The sequence below is a fragment of the Mesorhizobium sp. M0983 genome, from assembly GCF_040318975.1.
Lineage (GTDB): Bacteria > Pseudomonadota > Alphaproteobacteria > Rhizobiales > Rhizobiaceae > Mesorhizobium.
In genome coordinates, this window is the sequence record NZ_JAMYNH010000001.1 from 512,258 (window position 1) to 527,538 (window position 15,281).

The window sequence follows — 15,281 nt, forward strand, 5'->3', positions numbered from 1 at the left end:
CCAGGCGAGGCTGTTGGCAGTATCGACGACCACGCGTGATCACTGGCCCGCCTTGACACCGATGACGTGCCCCTTCGCGTCAGTGACCAACATCCCTTTCGATTGGTCCAAGATCACAACAATGTTGCCGAAAGGATCGCGGACACGGGCGCACCGCCCGACCGCGATCTCGAATGGCGGTTGCACAGCCTCACCGCCGGCGGCCAAGAATTCCTCAAACGCGTCGTCCACGTTATCGACCAGGATGTCGGTCTCGGGACCGATATGAAGATGGACAACCAGCTCCGCATCGGTTTCAGGCAGCGCAAAGCCGGCGGCTTCATCGTCCCGCCAAACGAGCGCATGACCGAGACGATCCCCATAGAACGATACGGCTGCATCGAGGTCGCTCACCCGCAATAGATGATTATCGAGCTTGCGGAATAATGGTCTTTTTCGAGGCTCGTGCGCCATTGCGGGACCTCAATATGTGAAGAGATTCGTGCGGCCGTATAGCCTCTAATGAAATAGTCTTCGCGACTATGTCTGCAACTGGGTTGCCTTCAAGCTTTCGAGCCCGCTCGGTGGAAATGGTAGCGAGCCGAAATTCATGTGGGGGTCGTGAGCGGAAATTCAAACTGAGACAGCACCGAAGGGCCGCATCAGCGACGCGGCAATCGGAATATAGCTCCGACGACATGGCGAAAACGCAAAAACCGCGCTCCATCGGAACGCGGCTTTGCCAGATACGCATGGTGCTTCGCCAACAATACACTTGCGAAACTTACGGCGAAACTTACGGGCTCCGGTACGCGAGACCTGATCCGGAGCGCCGGGCGGATGTCCGCCTCGCAATCCGTTTTAAACGCACATCGTTACTGCAGGGTTAGCAAGAGCTTAAGCAAACCTAAATTTGCCGACTTTCCGCTTTGGGCAGATCGAAAACTATGAAATTTGACCTTACGCAGGGTCACCGCGCAGGAAATTGATGATGCCGGAAAAATCCGCGCCGGCATTGCCTTGTGCGTTGAACAGCGCATAAAGCTGGGCTGCCTCGGCGCCGAGCGGCGTTGCCGCACCGACGCTCTGTGCGGCCTCCTGCGACAGTTTCAGGTCCTTCAGCATCAGTGCCGCTGCAAACCCGGGCTTATAGCCATTGTTGGCGGGCGATGTCGGCACAGGGCCGGGCACCGGGCAGTAAGTGGTCAGCGACCAGCACTGGCCGGACGAGGTCGAGGCGACGTCGAACAGCGCCTGGTGCGACAGGCCGAGCTTTTCCGCCAGCACGAAGGCCTCGGCAACGCCGATCATCGAAATGCCCAAAATCATGTTGTTGCAGATCTTCGCCGCCTGCCCGGCGCCGTCGTCGCCGCAATGAACGATGCGGCCGGCCATTGGCTTGAGGATCGGTTCGGCCTTGGCGAAGGCGTCCTTCGAACCGCCGGCCATGAAGGTCAGCGTGCCGGCCGCCGCACCGCCCGTCCCGCCGGAGACCGGCGCGTCGATCGTCAGCAATCCGTGCTTGGCCGCGGTGGCATGGGCCTTTCGCGCCGACTCGACGTCGATGGTCGAGGAATCGATGAACAACGCGCCTTTTTTCGCCTTGGCCGCGATGTCTGCGTAAACCGACAGCACATGCTTGCCGGCCGGCAGCATGGTGATGACCGCATCGGCATCCTTTACCGCCGCAACGGCATTGGCCATGATGACGACGCCGTGCTCCCTGGCGATGACGAGGTTTTCCGGCACCAGGTCGAAGCCGTGCACGGCATACCCGGCCTTGACCAGGTTGGCGGCCATCGGATTTCCCATATTGCCGAGGCCGATGAAGGCGATGGTGGTCATAATGGCACTCCGCGGTTTGGGTAAGGCAGGCAGTAGGCAGTAGGCAGTAGGCAGTAGGCGACCTATTCGGGCGCAAGTTTGCTAATAAGTTGGCGAAGCATTTTTCCGATGCCCTCGGTCGCTAACAGTACGTGATAAGCTTGGTCATGCGTGGCAAGGCCAATGCGTTCAGCGATCTGAAGGTGTGTCTCGAACTCCTTCAACGATCCTTGGGCTATCCTGAGAAATTGCTGATAGGAGCCTCTGTTGTCTCGACCATAACCTTCCGCGATGTTTGCAGGAATAGAGGTTGCTGAGCGGCGAATTTGGCTGGTCAACCCATACAATTCTTCTTTTGGCCATGCCTTGGTCAAGGAGTAGGTGGTGACGGCCAGATCCATCGCCTGCTGCCATACGATAAGATCCTTGTACGAATTGATCTTGCCGGTCATCTTCCTGCCTACTGCCTACTGCCTACTGCCTACTGCCTACTGCCTTACCGTCCGATCAGCGCGCGAGCGATGATGACGCGCATGATCTCGTTGGTGCCTTCGAGGATCTGGTGGACGCGCAGGTCCCGTACCAGCTTCTCGATGCCGTAATCGTGCAGATAGCCATAGCCGCCATGCAGCTGCAGGGCGTCATTGGCGACGTTGAAGCCGGTGTCGGTGACGAAGCGCTTGGCCATCGCCGACCATTTTCCGGCATCCGGCGCCTTGCGGTCGAGCTTCGAGGCGGCGGTGTAGAGGAAGATGCGTGCTGCCTGCAATTCGGTCTCCATGTCGGCGAGCTTGAACTGCAGCGCCTGGAACTGGTTGATCTTCGAGCCGAAGGCCTTGCGCTCGGCGGTGTAGGCGAGAGCCTTGTCGAGTGCCGATTGCGCGCCGCCGAGCGAACAGGCGGCGATGTTCAAGCGGCCGCCGTCGAGCCCGGCCATGGCGATGCCGAAGCCGGCGCCTTCTGCCGACAAAAGGTTTTCCGCCGGCACCTTGCAGTCCTCGAAGACGACCTGGCGGGTCGACTGCATGTGCCAGCCCATCTTGTGTTCGTTGGCGCCGAAGGAAAGGCCGGGCGCATCGTTCGACACGACGAAGGTGGAAATGCCTTTCGGCCCGTCGGCGCCGGTGCGCGCCATGACGACATAGAGGTCGCTGTCGCCGGCACCGGAGATGAACTGCTTGGCGCCGTTCAGCACATAGTCACTGCCGCTTTTGACCGCGCGCGTCTTCAGCGCCGCCGCATCCGAGCCCGAGCCCGGCTCGGTCAGGCAGTAGCTTGCCAGCCATTCCATCGAGGTCAGCTTCGGCAGGAAGCGCCGGCGCTGCTCGTCGCTGCCGAAGCGGTCGATCATCGATGCTGCCATGTTGTGGATCGAGATGAAGGCGGAAAACGCCGGATCGGCACGCGAAAGCGCCTCGAAGATCAGCACGGCGTCGAGCCGGCCGAGCCCCGAGCCGCCGACATCGTCGCGGACATAGATGCCGCCAAGGCCGAGCGGGCCGGTCTCGCGGATCACGTCGGCGGGGAAATATTTGTTGCGATCCCAGTCGAGTGCGTTCGGCGCCACACGATCGGCGGCGAAGGCCTCGGCCATCTCTTGGATGGCGCGCTGGTCCTCGTTGAGTTCGAACTGGCTGGTGCCCGCATCGACAGCGGCGTCCATGGCGTGCTCCCTGATGTTTCCGGCCTGCTGGCCTGTCGTTTTTGGCTTTGCGCGCCGTCCAATCTAGACCAATGATGCCGCCGCGCAACCCGACCGTCTGCGCAGCCGCTGTGTGCGAATGCGCTTTGGAGCAAAGTGTGACGACAAATTTCGACGAACTGCTTGGACGCTTCCATGCCTATCTCCAGACGTTCGATGATGCGCTGGTGCGCGACGCCGTGGCCCGAATCGGCTGGGACATGCCAAGCCGGCCGCTCGAACCGCATGCACTGCCTTGTCTCGTCCTGCTCGACCGTATCGTCGAACTCGCTCCCGCTGCGGCCAAGCCGCTGGCGCGGCTGGTTGCGCAGCGTCGCGGCGATCTGCGCTGGGGCCAGACCTATGGCGAAGCGGATTTCGGCAAGATTTTCATCGACAATTACGGCTGGCTGGAGGTATTCGGCACGCGCGGTCATTTCGTCAATGAAGAGGTCGCGGCCGGCCTGCTGATCCTTGGGCCCGACATTGTCTACCCCGATCACCATCATGTCGCGGAGGAGATCTATATCCCGCTGACCGGCGGCGCCGAATGGCGCATGGGCGATGGCGGTTTTCGCCTTCGAGCGGCGGGCGAGTTGATACACCATGCCTCTGACGTCAGCCATGCCATGCGCACCGGCAAGGAGCCGCTGCTGGCGCTCTATCTCTGGCGCGGCGGCCCGCTGGCAGCCAAGTCGACGATCACCGGAACCGTTGCGCAGGGCAGGGGCTGATATGGCCAAGGCAATCATGCTGCAGGGCACGGGTTCGGATGTCGGCAAGACGGTGCTCGTCGCCGGTCTTTGCCGCGCGGCGAAGAACCGCGGCTTGAAAGTGCGGCCGTTCAAGCCGCAGAACATGTCGAACAATGCCGCCGTCGCCGATATTCCCGGCGATTCAAGCGGCGGTGAGATCGGCCGCGCGCAATGGCTGCAGGCGATCGCCTGCGGCGTGCCGCCGACCATCCACATGAATCCGGTGCTGCTCAAGCCGCAGACCGATGTCGGCGCTCAAGTTGTCGTGCAGGGCAAGGTGTTCGGCGAGGCGCGGGCGCGCGACTACCAGGCGCTGAAGGGCCGGTTGATGGATGCGGTGCTGGACTCCTGGGCGAAGGTCGGCGAGGGCGCCGATCTGGTCATTGTCGAGGGCGCCGGCTCGCCGGCCGAGATCAATCTCAGGAGCCGAGACATTGCCAATATGGGCTTTGCGACGCGCGCCGGCGTGCCGGTGATCCTGGTCGGCGATATCGATCGCGGCGGTGTCATCGCCTCGGTCGCTGGCACCCATCTGATCCTGCCGGAGGAGGACCGGCGTATGATCGTCGGCTACCTCATCAACAAGTTCCGTGGCGATGTCTCGCTGTTCGATGACGGCATCGAGGCGATCGAAAAATTCACTGGCTGGCGCTGTTTTGGCATCGTGCCGTGGCTGAAGGCGGCGGCGCGGCTGCCGTCGGAGGATTCCGTCGTGCTCGAACGGCTGGCGTCCGGCCAGAGGCGCGCGCTGAAGATCGCCGTGCCGGTGCTCTCGCGCATCGCCAATTTCGACGACCTCGACCCGCTCAAGGCCGAACCGCAGGTCGAGATGGTGTTCGTGCCGCCTGGCCAACGCCTGCCGCAGGATGCAGGGCTGGTGGTCATTCCCGGCTCAAAGTCGACGATCGGCGATCTCGTGAAATTCCGCGAGAATGGCTGGGACCGCGACCTTGCCGCGCACAGGAAACGCGGTGGCCATATCGTCGGTATTTGCGGCGGCTTCCAGATGCTCGGCCATAGCGTGCGCGATCCCTACGGCATCGAGGGCAGCGTTACCGAGACGCAAGGCCTCGGCCTGCTCGACGTCGAAACGGTTATGGAGCCGGAAAAGACGGTGCGCAATGTCAGCGCGCGCTCGGTGCCGTTCGATCTGCCGCTCGAGGGCTACGAAATCCATCTCGGCCGCACCACCGGTTCCGACACGCTGCGGCCATCCGCCGTTATCAACGGCGTCGATGACGGCGCCATCTCCGCCGACGGCAAGGTGTCAGGCACCTACATGCACGGGCTGTTTTCCGCCGACGCCTTCCGGGCGAAATTCCTCGAAAGCCTCGGCGTCAAGGGCGGCGGCATCGACTACCGCGCCGAGGTCGAACGGGCACTGGACGAGATCGCAGCCGAACTGGAAACCCACCTCGACTGCGACGCGATTTTCGGGCTGGCGCGTTAGCTGGCGGCTTCGTCAGCCTTCGGCCAGTAGGTGCCGAACGACCAGACATTGCCTTCCGGATCGCGGCAGATGAATTCGCGGCTGCCATAGTCGCGGTCGGTGAGCTCTTCCAGAATCTCGGCGCCGGCGGTTTTTGCCCGAGCGTATGCCGCGTCGGCGTCAGCGACCGCGACATAGATCGACTTGCCGCCGCCCGAGCCGGGCGCGCCGACCATCTTTCCATAGGCATCGTCGCGGGCCGTGCCGAGCATGATGATCGAGGAGCCGAATGCGAGTTCGGCATGGTGCACCACGTCGCCTTCGCCATAGCGGGTGCGGACGCTGAAGCCGAAGGCCTCGCACAACCAGTCGATCATTTTGCCGGCATTTCTGTAGCGCAGCGCCGGGTAAAGCCGCGGTGCTTCGGTGGTGTTCGGCATGGCTGATCTCCTTCGCTGTGTTGGTCGATCAACCCAGTCTGGGCGAAGGCCGGTCGCGCGTCTTGAAGAAATGTTACCTCACGGCGACAGTCGTCGGCGTGACGCCTGCGAGGTCGCGAAACTCGCGCACCAGATGCGCCTGGTCGGCATAGCCGCAGTCGGCGGCGATGTCGGCCCAATCGCTGTTGGCCTTTCTCGACAGGCAAAGCGCGTGGTTGAAGCGGACGATGCGCGAGAGCGTCTTGGGTCCAACGCCGACCGCGCCCGAAAATTTTCCGGCGAGATGCTTGCGGCTCCAGCCAAGCTTTTCGGCCAGCGTCGAGATGCGGGTCCGACCACTCGTCGAGACGATCGTCTCATAGGCCCAGACAATTTCGGCTTGAGTGCCGTCTGTGGTTGCCAACCGGTCGGCGACGAAGGCCTCGGCGATGGCAAAGCGTGAGCTCCAATCCGGCGCATTGCCAAGCCTTTCGCGAAGCGCGACGCCTCCAACGCCGAGCACGTCATCCAGGCCGACCATGCGATCGGTCAGTTCGCTCATCGGCCGGCCGAAGAAGCGACGAGCGCCGAGCGGGGTGAAATTGATCTGCACACAACAGGCGCCGCCGAAGGATTCGATCACCACCGGCCCGGCGTAGAGGCCGGCGGCAAAACTGGCGAAGCGGTCATTGTCGCCGGGGTCCCTGCCGAGCCCGATGGCAAAGGGTTCGGCAAAGCTGATGACCAGCGGCACGGTCAGCGAGGCATATTCGATGACGCGGAAATGGCCTGGCATGGTTTCGCGAAAGCCGCACATGTCGGTGACGGCGCCTTGAAGCCGATGACTGGGCGCGCGCCGCACCATCTCGAACCGATCGAGCCCTGGGCCGTCGTGGCGGCTGCCGTCTTCGCTGGCGGGCATGTGCTTCCCTCGTCCAGGAATTCTAACAGACCATCCTGCAGAATCAAAAGCGCCCCGCGTTTTGGCGGGGGCGGCGAGTTGGCTGAGATTCTGAATTGTCTGGACGTGTTTAAGCGCCGCGCATCAGGCAGCCGGCGGCCAGCACGATGTAGGCGATGACGACAATCCACGCGGCATTCAAAGGGATAAACGCAAGAACGCCAAGCGCGGCGAGAACGCCGATGATGGCGATGACAAGGGATATGATGAAAATAAGCTGGGTAGGCGCACTGAGATTCATGTCCGGTCCCTCCTCAACATGATTCGTACAGCCGCATAGTATCAGTCGCGCGGTCACACACCAATGCGCGCGCAGCGGGGCTTGCCGGATCGGCCAGCAGTTTTCCGGCGAGAATATGGCCGGTTCGACTATGCGCACCCCGTTTGCGCCAAGCCGATTCCGCGTTACCTTCCCGACGAATCGGAAGGGGCTGATGGCGATGGGATTGCTGGATCAGATACGCTCGATCTTCGACGGCGATCCCGGCGTGCGCAAGGTGGCGGACGATCCGGTGCTGTCGGCGGAATTGCTGATGCTGTTCCGCATGATCCTGGCCGACGGGTCGGTCAGCGAGAGCGAAATGACCGCCTTCAGGCGTATCTGCCGGGACGCCTTCGGCATTCCCGAAACCAGCATCGACAGCGTCATCGAGTATCTCAACGAATTCGGCTACGAGACCAACGGCTCGCAAGCCATCGCTCAGTTTCGCGACCTCGACGTCGAGCGGCGCAAGCTGCTCGCCCGTCACATGGCCGAGATCGCCAAGGCCGATTCGCAACTTGCCGGAAGCGAGATGCAGCTGTTGCGCTGCACCCTCGACCTGCTCGACATCAGCCCGGCCGATGTGGTGAAGCCGCAAGACTGAGTCATCGGCTGACTGCTGACGTTCTGAGCGTCATTTTGTCTGTAATAGGTCATCCTCCAGGATAACCTGTCACAGAAATTGCCGTGTCTCATTTATGTGGTGAGGTCCAGCACTGTCACCGTAGTTCCAGTTTTGTACATCTAGCGAAAAAAATCTTTAGGCATCTAATTTCTCTATTTACCTTTGCGTCTCCATCGCAAACTTTTTAAACTGTTCGATAATCTTCGACAAGTTCCTTGCCCCTCCAAATCCCTTGAAAGTACCATCCTTGACTGTTACAAAAAAACCAATCTATTTCCTCGCCATACTGAAAGCTTACGTCTGTAAACTTTCTTCCATAGAGCTGCGTCCCGTGCAAATCTATTGAAACTTCCCATCCAGGGTTGTCGATCGTATCAATTTTTATGCCGTATTGGTGTTCCCAATCGCCGTTGCACTGCCCTTGGTACCACTCCTCTAACCACTCGAGCATTGATAGGTCGACCATTAGCCCCTCCTGTTAGTCGTTTGGAACAGAAGGAGGTTTATCGCCTCCTTTGTTGGGATTTGGCTTTACAGGGTCCCGACGCCCCGTTTCGCCGCCTCCTTAGCCATTCTAATGTCCGCCATTGTTGCCGGTCGAATCCTTGCTTTCTTTGTGGCTAGACTCGACACTCCGCTCGCCTGATTGACCGCGATCGGTGTAGTTTTCACGTGAGGGGGTAGGTATGCTTTGTGGATCAAGCCGTGCCACGAAGCTGCTCACCCCTGTTCTTGCAGCCGTTTCGCAATTGCCCGATGCAAATCGGGAGCGGCGGCGACCAACGCCTTGGCAGCTTCGGATTGCGGGTGGTCGAGCACTTCGCTCGTCCTGCCGCGCTCGACGATCTTGCCGTCATGCATGACCATCACTTCGTCGGTGATGGCGCGGGCGACGGTCAAATCATGGGTGATGAACAGATAGGCGATGCCGAGCTTCTGGTTGAGCTCGGCAAACAGATCGAGGATCTGGGCGCGGATCGAGACATCGAGCGCCGAGACCGGCTCGTCGGCGACGACCAGCTTCGGTCGCGTGATGATGGCGCGGGCGATCGACAGGCGCTGGCGCTGGCCGCCCGAAAACTCGTGCGGATATTTGTCCATGTCTTTAGGCGACAGGCCGACCTCGTGCAGCGCATGCGCCACCATTTCGCGCCGCGCGGCGGGCGCCGGCTTCTTCTCCAGCACATGCAGCGGCTCGGCCACCAATCTCTCGACCTTCTGGCGTGGGTCGAACGAACCATACGGGTCCTGGAACACGACCTGCATGTCGCGCCGCGCCGGCTTCAGCTCCGCCTCGCTCTTGCCGGTGAGGGTGTCGCCACGGAAGCGGATCGTACCGGCCGTCGGCTTGTCCAGCGCCAGGACCATGCGGGCGAGCGTCGACTTGCCGCAGCCGGAGCGCCCCACGAGCGCCACCGACTGGCCGGGCGCCATCGAGAAGGAGACATCGTCGACGGCGCGGATGGGAGCTGCCGGTTTCAACAGCGATATGCGCCGTCCGCGATAGTCCCGCGTTACGTTCGCTACCTGAAGCAGCGGTTTGGCTGATCCGCTGTCATGCGTGCGGGCTCGCACCGGCAAATGCATCGAGGCCTGCGCCAGTTGGCGCGTGTAGGGGTGAAGCTGTTCGGATAGCGTGCGGGCCGTGTCGCCGGCCTCCATCACCTCGCCATGGCGCAGGATGGTGATGCGGTCCGCCATCTCCGTCACCACGGCGAGGTCGTGCGAGATGAGCAGAAGACCCATGCGGTTTTCCGCTACGAGGTCGCGCAGAAGGTCGAGGATCTGCGCCTGCAGCACCACGTCGAGCGCGGTGGTCGGCTCGTCGGCAATCAGCAGCTTGGGTTTCAGCGCACAGGCAATCGCAATGACGACGCGTTGGCGCTGGCCGCCGGAGAGTTCGTGCGGATAACGCGACAGCGGGAATTGTGCTGCCGGCAGGCCGACCCGGTCGACCATTTTTCGCGCCCGTTCCTCGGCGTCGGCGCGGCTTGCCCTGGTGTGCCAGCGAATACCCTCGGCGACCTGCTCGCCGATGGTCTTGACCGGATTGAGCGCCGTCATCGGCTCCTGGAACACCATGCCGATATCGTCGCCGCGCAGCGCGCACATCTGGTCCTCGCTGGCGGCAAGGATGTCGATGCCGTCGAAGGTGATGCGTCCGCTGGTGTGCGCCGCCCAGGGCAGAAGCTGCATGACGGTGAGCGCCGTCATCGACTTGCCGGAGCCGGATTCGCCAACGAGCCCCATCACTTCGCCCGGCGCGACGGAAAGTTCGATGTCTCTGAGGATACGGGTGCTGCCGATGGTCAGCGACAGCTTGTCGATTTCGAGCAGGCTCATCGCTGCCGCCGCGATTTCGGATCGAGAATGTCGGCAATGCCGTCGCCAAGCAGGTTCAGGCCAAGCACGGTGACGACGATCGCCATGCCCGGAAAGATCGCCATCCAGGGCGCCACCACCATGCGGGTCTGGGCGTCGAACAGCATGCGGCCCCAGCTCGGCATCGGCGGCTGGGTGCCCAGCCCGACATAGGAAAGCCCGGCTTCGGCCAATATGCCCAGCGCGAACTGGATGGTGCCTTGCACCAGCAGCAGCGTGGCGATGTTGGGCAGCACATGTTCGATGCTGATCAGCGTCCTGCTTTTGCCGGCGGCGCGGGCGGCGAGGATGAATTCGCGCGGCCAGATCGCCAGGGCGCCGGCCCGGGCGACGCGCGCGAACACCGGGACGTTGAAGATGCCGATGGCGATGATGGCGTTGAACGCGCCCGGCCCGAAGATGGCGGTGATCATGATTGCCGAAAGCAGCGCCGGAAAGGCGAAGACCAGGTCGTTCAGCCGCATCAGCACGTCGTCGGCGATGCCGCCGCGCGCCGCGGCAAAGGCGCCGAGCGGCACGCCGATGCCCATGCCGATGCCGACCGCCACCAGCGCCACGGCGATCGAGTTGCGGGCGCCGACCATGATCATCGACAGGATGTCGCGACCGAAATGGTCGGTGCCGAACCAGTGCGCCAGCGATGGCGCCTGGGTCTTGTCGGAAATGACCAGCCTGGTGACATCGTAAGGCGTCCAGAAGAAGGAGAGGATCGCGACCGCAGCCACCAGCGCGGTGATGACGAAGCCGGCGAGGAACGAACGGTTTTTGAACACCTTGGCCAGGATGCCGGCAAGGTTCTCGTCGGGGATGTCGATGTGCAGCGTCATTGCCGGCCTCTCAGGCGCGGATCGACCACCGCATAGGAGAGATCGACAACGAAATTGACGACGATGACGGCGGCGACCAGCAGCATGACGACGCTCTCGACCACGATCAAGTCACGCTGGTTGATCGCCTGGAACACCAGCCGGCCGAGGCCGGGCAAGTAGAAGACGTTCTCGATGATGACGGTGCCGGCGAGCAGGAAGGCGAATTGCAGGCCTAGAATGGTGACCACCGGGAGCATGGCGTTGCGCAGTGCGTGCCGCCACAAGACAATACGATAGGGCAGGCCCTTGGCGCGGGCGGTGCGGATGTAGTCCTCGCTCAGCACTTCGATCAGCGCTGAACGGGTGACCCGGGCGAGGATCGCCGCCTGCGGCAGAGCGAGTGCGATTGCCGGCAGGAGCAGCGATTTCAGCGCCGGCCAGACGCCGGCGCTCCAGCCGGGAAAGCCGCCGCCAGGCACCAGCCGCAGCCAGACGGCGAACAGATAGATCAGCATCAGCGCAAACCAGAAATTGGGCACGGCGACGCCAAGCTGGGCGGCGCCCATAGCGATCGTGTCGCCGGCCCGGCCGCTACGGCTGGCGGAAAACAGCCCGACCGGGATGGCAATGACGGTGGACAGCGCCAGCGCCATCAGCGCCAGCGGCAGCGACACGACGAGGCGCTCGCGGACCAGATCGATGACCGGCACCGAATAGGTATAGGAACGGCCGAAATCGAGGCTCAGCAGCCCGCCGGCCCAATGCAGATAGCGCAGCACGACGGGAGCGTTGAGGCCCATCTGGTTGCGCAGCAATTCGATCTGGTCGGCGCTGGCGTTCAGGCCAAGCATCAGCCGTGCCGGGTCGCCGGGAATGATCTCCAGCACGGCAAAGACCACCATCGAGGCCAGAACCAGCGTGACGACGGCGATGGCGAGGCGCTTGAGGAGATAGGCGGTCATGAGGGGACCAGTGCGGACGCAAAGATCGGGCTAGGGTGTCGTTCCCGCCCACCCCCCTCTGTCCTGCCGGACATCTCCCCCTCAAGGGGGAAGATTGGCAGTTTCCACGCTGACACTGTCCTTGCAACGCTAGTGGTTAGCGAAAGCTGCGATGAGGGCTCAATCTCCCCCCTTGAGGGGGAGATGTCCGGCAGGACAGAGGGGGGTGTGACGGAGTGCAACTTTCGCCCTTCTGTCAGCGGCTCAATCCGTCCACTTCACCTTGGTCAGGTCGTTGGCCTGGATCGGGGCGTTTTCCCATAGGCCTTGCAGTTTGGCGTCCCAGACGCCGACCTTCGGCAATTCGTAGAGGAAGCCGACCACGGCGTCATCGGCCAGAACCTTCTGCGCCTCGCCGAGCAGCGTCATGCGCTTGGCCTCGTCGGAGGTAAGGTTCAGCTCGTCGATGATCTTGTCGAAGGCCGGATTGTCGTAGTTGAAGTAATAGTCCTTGCGCGAATAGATATCGATGTCGTTGGGCTCGGTGTGGGAAACGATGGTCAGGTCGTAATCCTTCTTGGTGAAGACCTGATCAAGCCACTGCGCCCATTCGACAGGGATGATCTCGAGGTCGATGCCGATTTCGCGAAGCTCGGAGGCGATGATCTCGCCACCAAGCCGCGCATAGGAGGGCGGCGGCAGCTTCAGCGTCGCCTTGAAGCCATTCTCCAGGCCGGCTTCCTTCAGCAACTCCTTGGCCTTGTCCACATTGTGCGGATAGAGGCCGGTGAGGTCGACATAGGCCTTGCTGGCGGGCGACATGTGCGAGCCGATCGGCACGCCGAGGCCGGCCGAGGCGCCGTCGATGATCGCCTTGCGATCGAGCGCAAAGGAAATCGCCTGCCTGACCTGCAGCTTGTCGAAGGGCGGCTTCTTGTTGTTGATCGACAGGATGGTTTCGCCCTCGGTCGAGCCGATCACCACCTTGAAGCGCGGGTCGTCCTTGACCTGGGCGACACTGTCAGGATCGAAGAACGGAAAGGCCTGGATGTCGCCGGAAAGCAGCGCCGGAACGGCGGCGGCGGCGTCCGGAACGATGCGGAACTCGGCCTTGTCGAGGAACACCGGGGCGCCCCAGTAATTGTCCGACTTGACCAGCGTGATCGATGAGCCCTTGGCCCAGTTCTGGAACTTGAACGGGCCGGTGCCGATCGGTTTTTCCTTGTTGGTGTCGGCTGTCTCAGGCGCGACGATCACCGCGTCGCCCCAGCCCATATTGTAAAGGAACGAGCCTTGCGGGTTCTTCAGCGTGACCGTCACCGTCGCGGGATCGACGACCTCGACCTTGCCGATGGCGGCGAACAGGCCCTTTTGCGCGTTGACGGAATTGTCGGCGCGGGCACGATCGAGCGAGAATTTCACGTCGTCGGCGTTGAAGTCGCTGCCGTCATGGAATTTCACGCCTGTATGCAGCTTGAAAGTGTAGACCTTGCCGTCGTCGGAAATGCTCCAGCCTTCGGCGAGATCGGGCAGCACTTCGCCGTTCGGTCCGATGCGGGTCAGGCCCTCGAAGACATTGGCGTAGAGCACCTCGTCGATCGCAGCCGCGGCACCCGCGGTCGGATCGAGATGCGGGGGTTCGAGCGGAATGCCGATGACCAGGTCAGTTCGCGCGGCCATCGCCGAGGTTCCGGCGGCCAACGCCAGCGCCGCTGCGGCCAGAATGGTTTTCCACAATTTCATCGTGCAACTCCCCATATGCTAAAACACGTGCTGAAACCCGGCGGATAGAAGCGTGAATTCGCCGCCGAGTAAATTGCGTTTCGTACCGTCCGCCGCCGCCGGGAGGAATGTTTTTCCGCCCATGGCCGGATCATTGCGGGCCGGCCCCCCTCAGCAGAACGCCGAGGCCGATGGCCATCACCTTTGCCGAGTCCAACATATCGGCAATGCCGACCCATTCGTCGGGTCGGTGGGCAAGGTCGAGAATGCCCGGCCCATAAGCGATGCAGTCATAGATGTGGCCGATGCGGGCGACGTGTTTCTGGTCGTAGGTGCCGGGCGAGATCACGTAATCCGGCTCGCGGTCGAATATCTCCATGATGCCTTGCGCGACCGCCTTCACCACCGGTGCGTCGCGCTCGGTCATCAGCGGCAGCACTTCCATCAGATCGCGGATTTCGTAATCGAATTTCTTGCGCTCGCGCTTCAGCCGCTCGAGGATATCGATCACTTCGCTTTTGACCGTGCCGAGATCCTCTTCGAGCAGGAAACGGCGGTCGATGGTCAGCCGGCAGGAATCAGGCACGTTGGGCGAGGGCAGGCCGGGCCGGAAATCCTCCGTCTGGCCGCCATGGATCGAGTTGATGTTCATGGTCGAGCGTTTTGCGCCTTCGGGCACGACCGGCATGCGCGTCATTTTGCGGTCGAGCACCGGAAACAATTCGTCCTCGAAGGCCCGCAGCACGGCGCCCATATGGCGTACCGCATTGTCGCCGAGGAACGGCATCGAGCCGTGCGCGATCTCGCCTTTGGTCTCGATCTCCGCCCACCAGACGCCGCGATGGCCGAGGCAGATGCGGTCCTTGTTGAGCGGCTCGGGAATGATGACGTGGTCGACCTTCGGCCTGGAGAAATAGCCGAGCTTGGCCAGATGGGCGACGCCGCCAAAGCCGCCGGACTCCTCGTCGACCGTCCCCGAAATCTCGATGGCGCCGGGAAAATCGGGAAAGACCTCCATGAAGGCTTCAGCGGCGATGATCGAGGCGGCAAGCCCACCTTTCATGTCGCAGGCACCGCGGCCATAGACCTTGCCATCCCTGACGATGCCGGCGAACGGATCGAGGCTCCAGCCGTCGCCGGGCTCGACCACGTCGATATGCGAATTGAAGTGCACGCAAGCACCCGGCGCGCGGCCATCGAAGCGGGCGACGACGTTGACGCGCGGATAACGGTCAGTGTCGCCGGGCGTGCCTTCGGCACGGATGAATTCGATCTCAAAACCGCGCTTCTTCAGCCGCGCGCCGATAAATTCGGCACACGGCTGATAGGCTTCGCCGGGCGGGTTGATGGTCGGAAAGCGGATCAGATCCGCGGCCAGCGCAACCAGATCATCGGCTCGGTCATCGATCGCCTTGAGGAGCCGTTCGTTCGGTTCGTTCATTCGGCGAATTGAGCAGCGGATGAGGCGGTTTTGCAAGCCCGATGGCGAATT

At 62.3% G+C, this 15,281-nt stretch carries 16 protein-coding genes; 3 read left to right on the plus strand and 13 right to left on the minus strand.

Annotated elements, in window-relative coordinates:
- Positions 1-39: 39 nt before the first annotated feature.
- The 4 genes from NKH71_RS02615 to NKH71_RS02630 form a co-directional block, all read right to left on the minus strand.
- A complete protein-coding gene (locus tag NKH71_RS02615) occupies positions 40-453 on the minus strand; it encodes a VOC family protein (RefSeq protein WP_156948098.1) in 414 nt (137 codons plus the stop codon).
- A gap of 486 nt (positions 454-939) precedes the next feature.
- Positions 940-1,824, minus strand: coding sequence for a 3-hydroxyisobutyrate dehydrogenase (mmsB, locus tag NKH71_RS02620; RefSeq protein WP_352484536.1), 885 nt, complete (start codon positions 1,822-1,824; stop codon positions 940-942).
- A 62-nt stretch (positions 1,825-1,886) separates the two neighbouring features.
- Positions 1,887-2,255, minus strand: a complete 369-nt coding sequence (locus tag NKH71_RS02625; protein WP_023719958.1) for a four helix bundle protein — start codon at positions 2,253-2,255, stop codon at positions 1,887-1,889.
- A gap of 44 nt (positions 2,256-2,299) precedes the next feature.
- Entirely contained in the window at positions 2,300-3,466 is a 1,167-nt protein-coding gene (locus tag NKH71_RS02630; protein WP_023719959.1) for an isobutyryl-CoA dehydrogenase, read from the minus strand.
- Positions 3,467-3,603: 137 nt separating this feature from the next.
- Here NKH71_RS02630 and NKH71_RS02635 point away from each other — a divergent pair, with 137 nt between their 5' ends.
- Together NKH71_RS02635 and NKH71_RS02640 are read left to right on the plus strand one after the other, a co-directional pair.
- Positions 3,604-4,218, plus strand: a complete 615-nt coding sequence (locus NKH71_RS02635) for a dimethylsulfonioproprionate lyase family protein (RefSeq protein WP_352791994.1) — start codon at positions 3,604-3,606, stop codon at positions 4,216-4,218.
- A gap of 1 nt (position 4,219) precedes the next feature.
- On the plus strand, positions 4,220-5,689 hold the full coding sequence (locus NKH71_RS02640) for a cobyric acid synthase (protein WP_352791995.1): 1,470 nt from the start codon (positions 4,220-4,222) through the stop codon (positions 5,687-5,689).
- On the opposite strand, the gene NKH71_RS02645 is transcribed toward NKH71_RS02640, so the two are convergent.
- The 3 genes from NKH71_RS02645 to NKH71_RS02655 all read right to left on the minus strand — a co-directional run bounded on the left by NKH71_RS02645 (position 5,686) and on the right by NKH71_RS02655 (position 7,289).
- Positions 5,686-6,108 carry a VOC family protein gene (locus tag NKH71_RS02645; protein ID WP_023719962.1) on the minus strand — a complete coding sequence of 141 codons (423 nt, stop codon included), beginning with the start codon at positions 6,106-6,108 and terminating at the stop codon, positions 5,686-5,688. The genes NKH71_RS02640 and NKH71_RS02645 overlap by 4 nt on opposite strands.
- 73 nt (positions 6,109-6,181) lie before the next feature.
- A complete protein-coding gene (locus NKH71_RS02650; RefSeq protein ID WP_352791996.1) occupies positions 6,182-7,009 on the minus strand; it encodes a helix-turn-helix domain-containing protein in 828 nt (275 codons plus the stop codon).
- A gap of 109 nt (positions 7,010-7,118) precedes the next feature.
- Positions 7,119-7,289, minus strand: a complete 171-nt coding sequence (locus tag NKH71_RS02655) for a hypothetical protein (protein ID WP_023676480.1) — start codon at positions 7,287-7,289, stop codon at positions 7,119-7,121.
- A gap of 193 nt (positions 7,290-7,482) precedes the next feature.
- Here NKH71_RS02655 and NKH71_RS02660 point away from each other — a divergent pair, with 193 nt between their 5' ends.
- Positions 7,483-7,914, plus strand: a complete 432-nt coding sequence (locus tag NKH71_RS02660) for a tellurite resistance TerB family protein (RefSeq protein WP_352792093.1) — start codon at positions 7,483-7,485, stop codon at positions 7,912-7,914.
- 205 nt (positions 7,915-8,119) lie between these two features.
- Here NKH71_RS02660 and NKH71_RS02665 read toward each other — a convergent pair whose 3' ends face one another.
- The 6 genes from NKH71_RS02665 to NKH71_RS02690 form a co-directional block, all read right to left on the minus strand.
- Positions 8,120-8,401, minus strand: coding sequence for an Imm53 family immunity protein (locus NKH71_RS02665; protein ID WP_352894243.1), 282 nt, complete (start codon positions 8,399-8,401; stop codon positions 8,120-8,122).
- Positions 8,402-8,655: 254 nt separating this feature from the next.
- Positions 8,656-10,278 (minus strand): ABC transporter ATP-binding protein, encoded by a 1,623-nt coding sequence (locus tag NKH71_RS02670; protein ID WP_352792094.1) that lies wholly within the window; start codon positions 10,276-10,278, stop codon positions 8,656-8,658.
- Positions 10,275-11,144 (minus strand): ABC transporter permease, encoded by an 870-nt coding sequence (locus tag NKH71_RS02675; protein ID WP_352894246.1) that lies wholly within the window; start codon positions 11,142-11,144, stop codon positions 10,275-10,277. The genes NKH71_RS02670 and NKH71_RS02675 overlap by 4 nt, the downstream gene beginning before the upstream one ends.
- The gene (locus tag NKH71_RS02680) at positions 11,141-12,088 is read right to left on the minus strand and encodes an ABC transporter permease (RefSeq protein ID WP_352495965.1); all 948 of its coding nucleotides are present in this window, start codon (positions 12,086-12,088) and stop codon (positions 11,141-11,143) included. The genes NKH71_RS02675 and NKH71_RS02680 overlap by 4 nt, the downstream gene beginning before the upstream one ends.
- A 243-nt stretch (positions 12,089-12,331) precedes the next feature.
- Positions 12,332-13,810 carry an ABC transporter substrate-binding protein gene (locus tag NKH71_RS02685; protein ID WP_023719970.1) on the minus strand — a complete coding sequence of 493 codons (1,479 nt, stop codon included), beginning with the start codon at positions 13,808-13,810 and terminating at the stop codon, positions 12,332-12,334.
- Between the two features lie 130 nt (positions 13,811-13,940).
- The gene (locus tag NKH71_RS02690; protein ID WP_352640464.1) at positions 13,941-15,230 is read right to left on the minus strand and encodes an acetylornithine deacetylase/succinyl-diaminopimelate desuccinylase family protein; all 1,290 of its coding nucleotides are present in this window, start codon (positions 15,228-15,230) and stop codon (positions 13,941-13,943) included.
- Between the last annotated feature and the right edge of the window lie 51 nt (positions 15,231-15,281).

Excerpts from the sequence above, each read along its gene's own strand:
- NKH71_RS02690 (WP_352640464.1), bottom strand. The coding sequence starts at position 15,230 with ATGAACGAACCGAACGAACGGCTCCTCAAGGCGATCGATGACCGAGCC.
- NKH71_RS02655 (WP_023676480.1), bottom strand. The coding sequence starts at position 7,289 with ATGAATCTCAGTGCGCCTACCCAGCTTATTTTCATCATATCCCTTGTC.
- NKH71_RS02640 (WP_352791995.1), top strand. The coding sequence starts at position 4,220 with ATGGCCAAGGCAATCATGCTGCAGGGCACGGGTTCGGATGTCGGCAAG.
- NKH71_RS02650 (WP_352791996.1), bottom strand. The coding sequence starts at position 7,009 with ATGCCCGCCAGCGAAGACGGCAGCCGCCACGACGGCCCAGGGCTCGAT.
- NKH71_RS02670 (WP_352792094.1), bottom strand. The coding sequence starts at position 10,278 with ATGAGCCTGCTCGAAATCGACAAGCTGTCGCTGACCATCGGCAGCACC.
- NKH71_RS02630 (WP_023719959.1), bottom strand. The coding sequence starts at position 3,466 with ATGGACGCCGCTGTCGATGCGGGCACCAGCCAGTTCGAACTCAACGAG.
- NKH71_RS02675 (WP_352894246.1), bottom strand. The coding sequence starts at position 11,144 with ATGACGCTGCACATCGACATCCCCGACGAGAACCTTGCCGGCATCCTG.
- NKH71_RS02645 (WP_023719962.1), bottom strand. The coding sequence starts at position 6,108 with ATGCCGAACACCACCGAAGCACCGCGGCTTTACCCGGCGCTGCGCTAC.
- NKH71_RS02625 (WP_023719958.1), bottom strand. The coding sequence starts at position 2,255 with ATGACCGGCAAGATCAATTCGTACAAGGATCTTATCGTATGGCAGCAG.
- NKH71_RS02660 (WP_352792093.1), top strand. The coding sequence starts at position 7,483 with ATGGCGATGGGATTGCTGGATCAGATACGCTCGATCTTCGACGGCGAT.
- NKH71_RS02680 (WP_352495965.1), bottom strand. The coding sequence starts at position 12,088 with ATGACCGCCTATCTCCTCAAGCGCCTCGCCATCGCCGTCGTCACGCTG.
- NKH71_RS02685 (WP_023719970.1), bottom strand. The coding sequence starts at position 13,810 with ATGAAATTGTGGAAAACCATTCTGGCCGCAGCGGCGCTGGCGTTGGCC.
- NKH71_RS02615 (WP_156948098.1), bottom strand. The coding sequence starts at position 453 with ATGGCGCACGAGCCTCGAAAAAGACCATTATTCCGCAAGCTCGATAAT.
- NKH71_RS02665 (WP_352894243.1), bottom strand. The coding sequence starts at position 8,401 with ATGGTCGACCTATCAATGCTCGAGTGGTTAGAGGAGTGGTACCAAGGG.
- mmsB (WP_352484536.1), bottom strand. The coding sequence starts at position 1,824 with ATGACCACCATCGCCTTCATCGGCCTCGGCAATATGGGAAATCCGATG.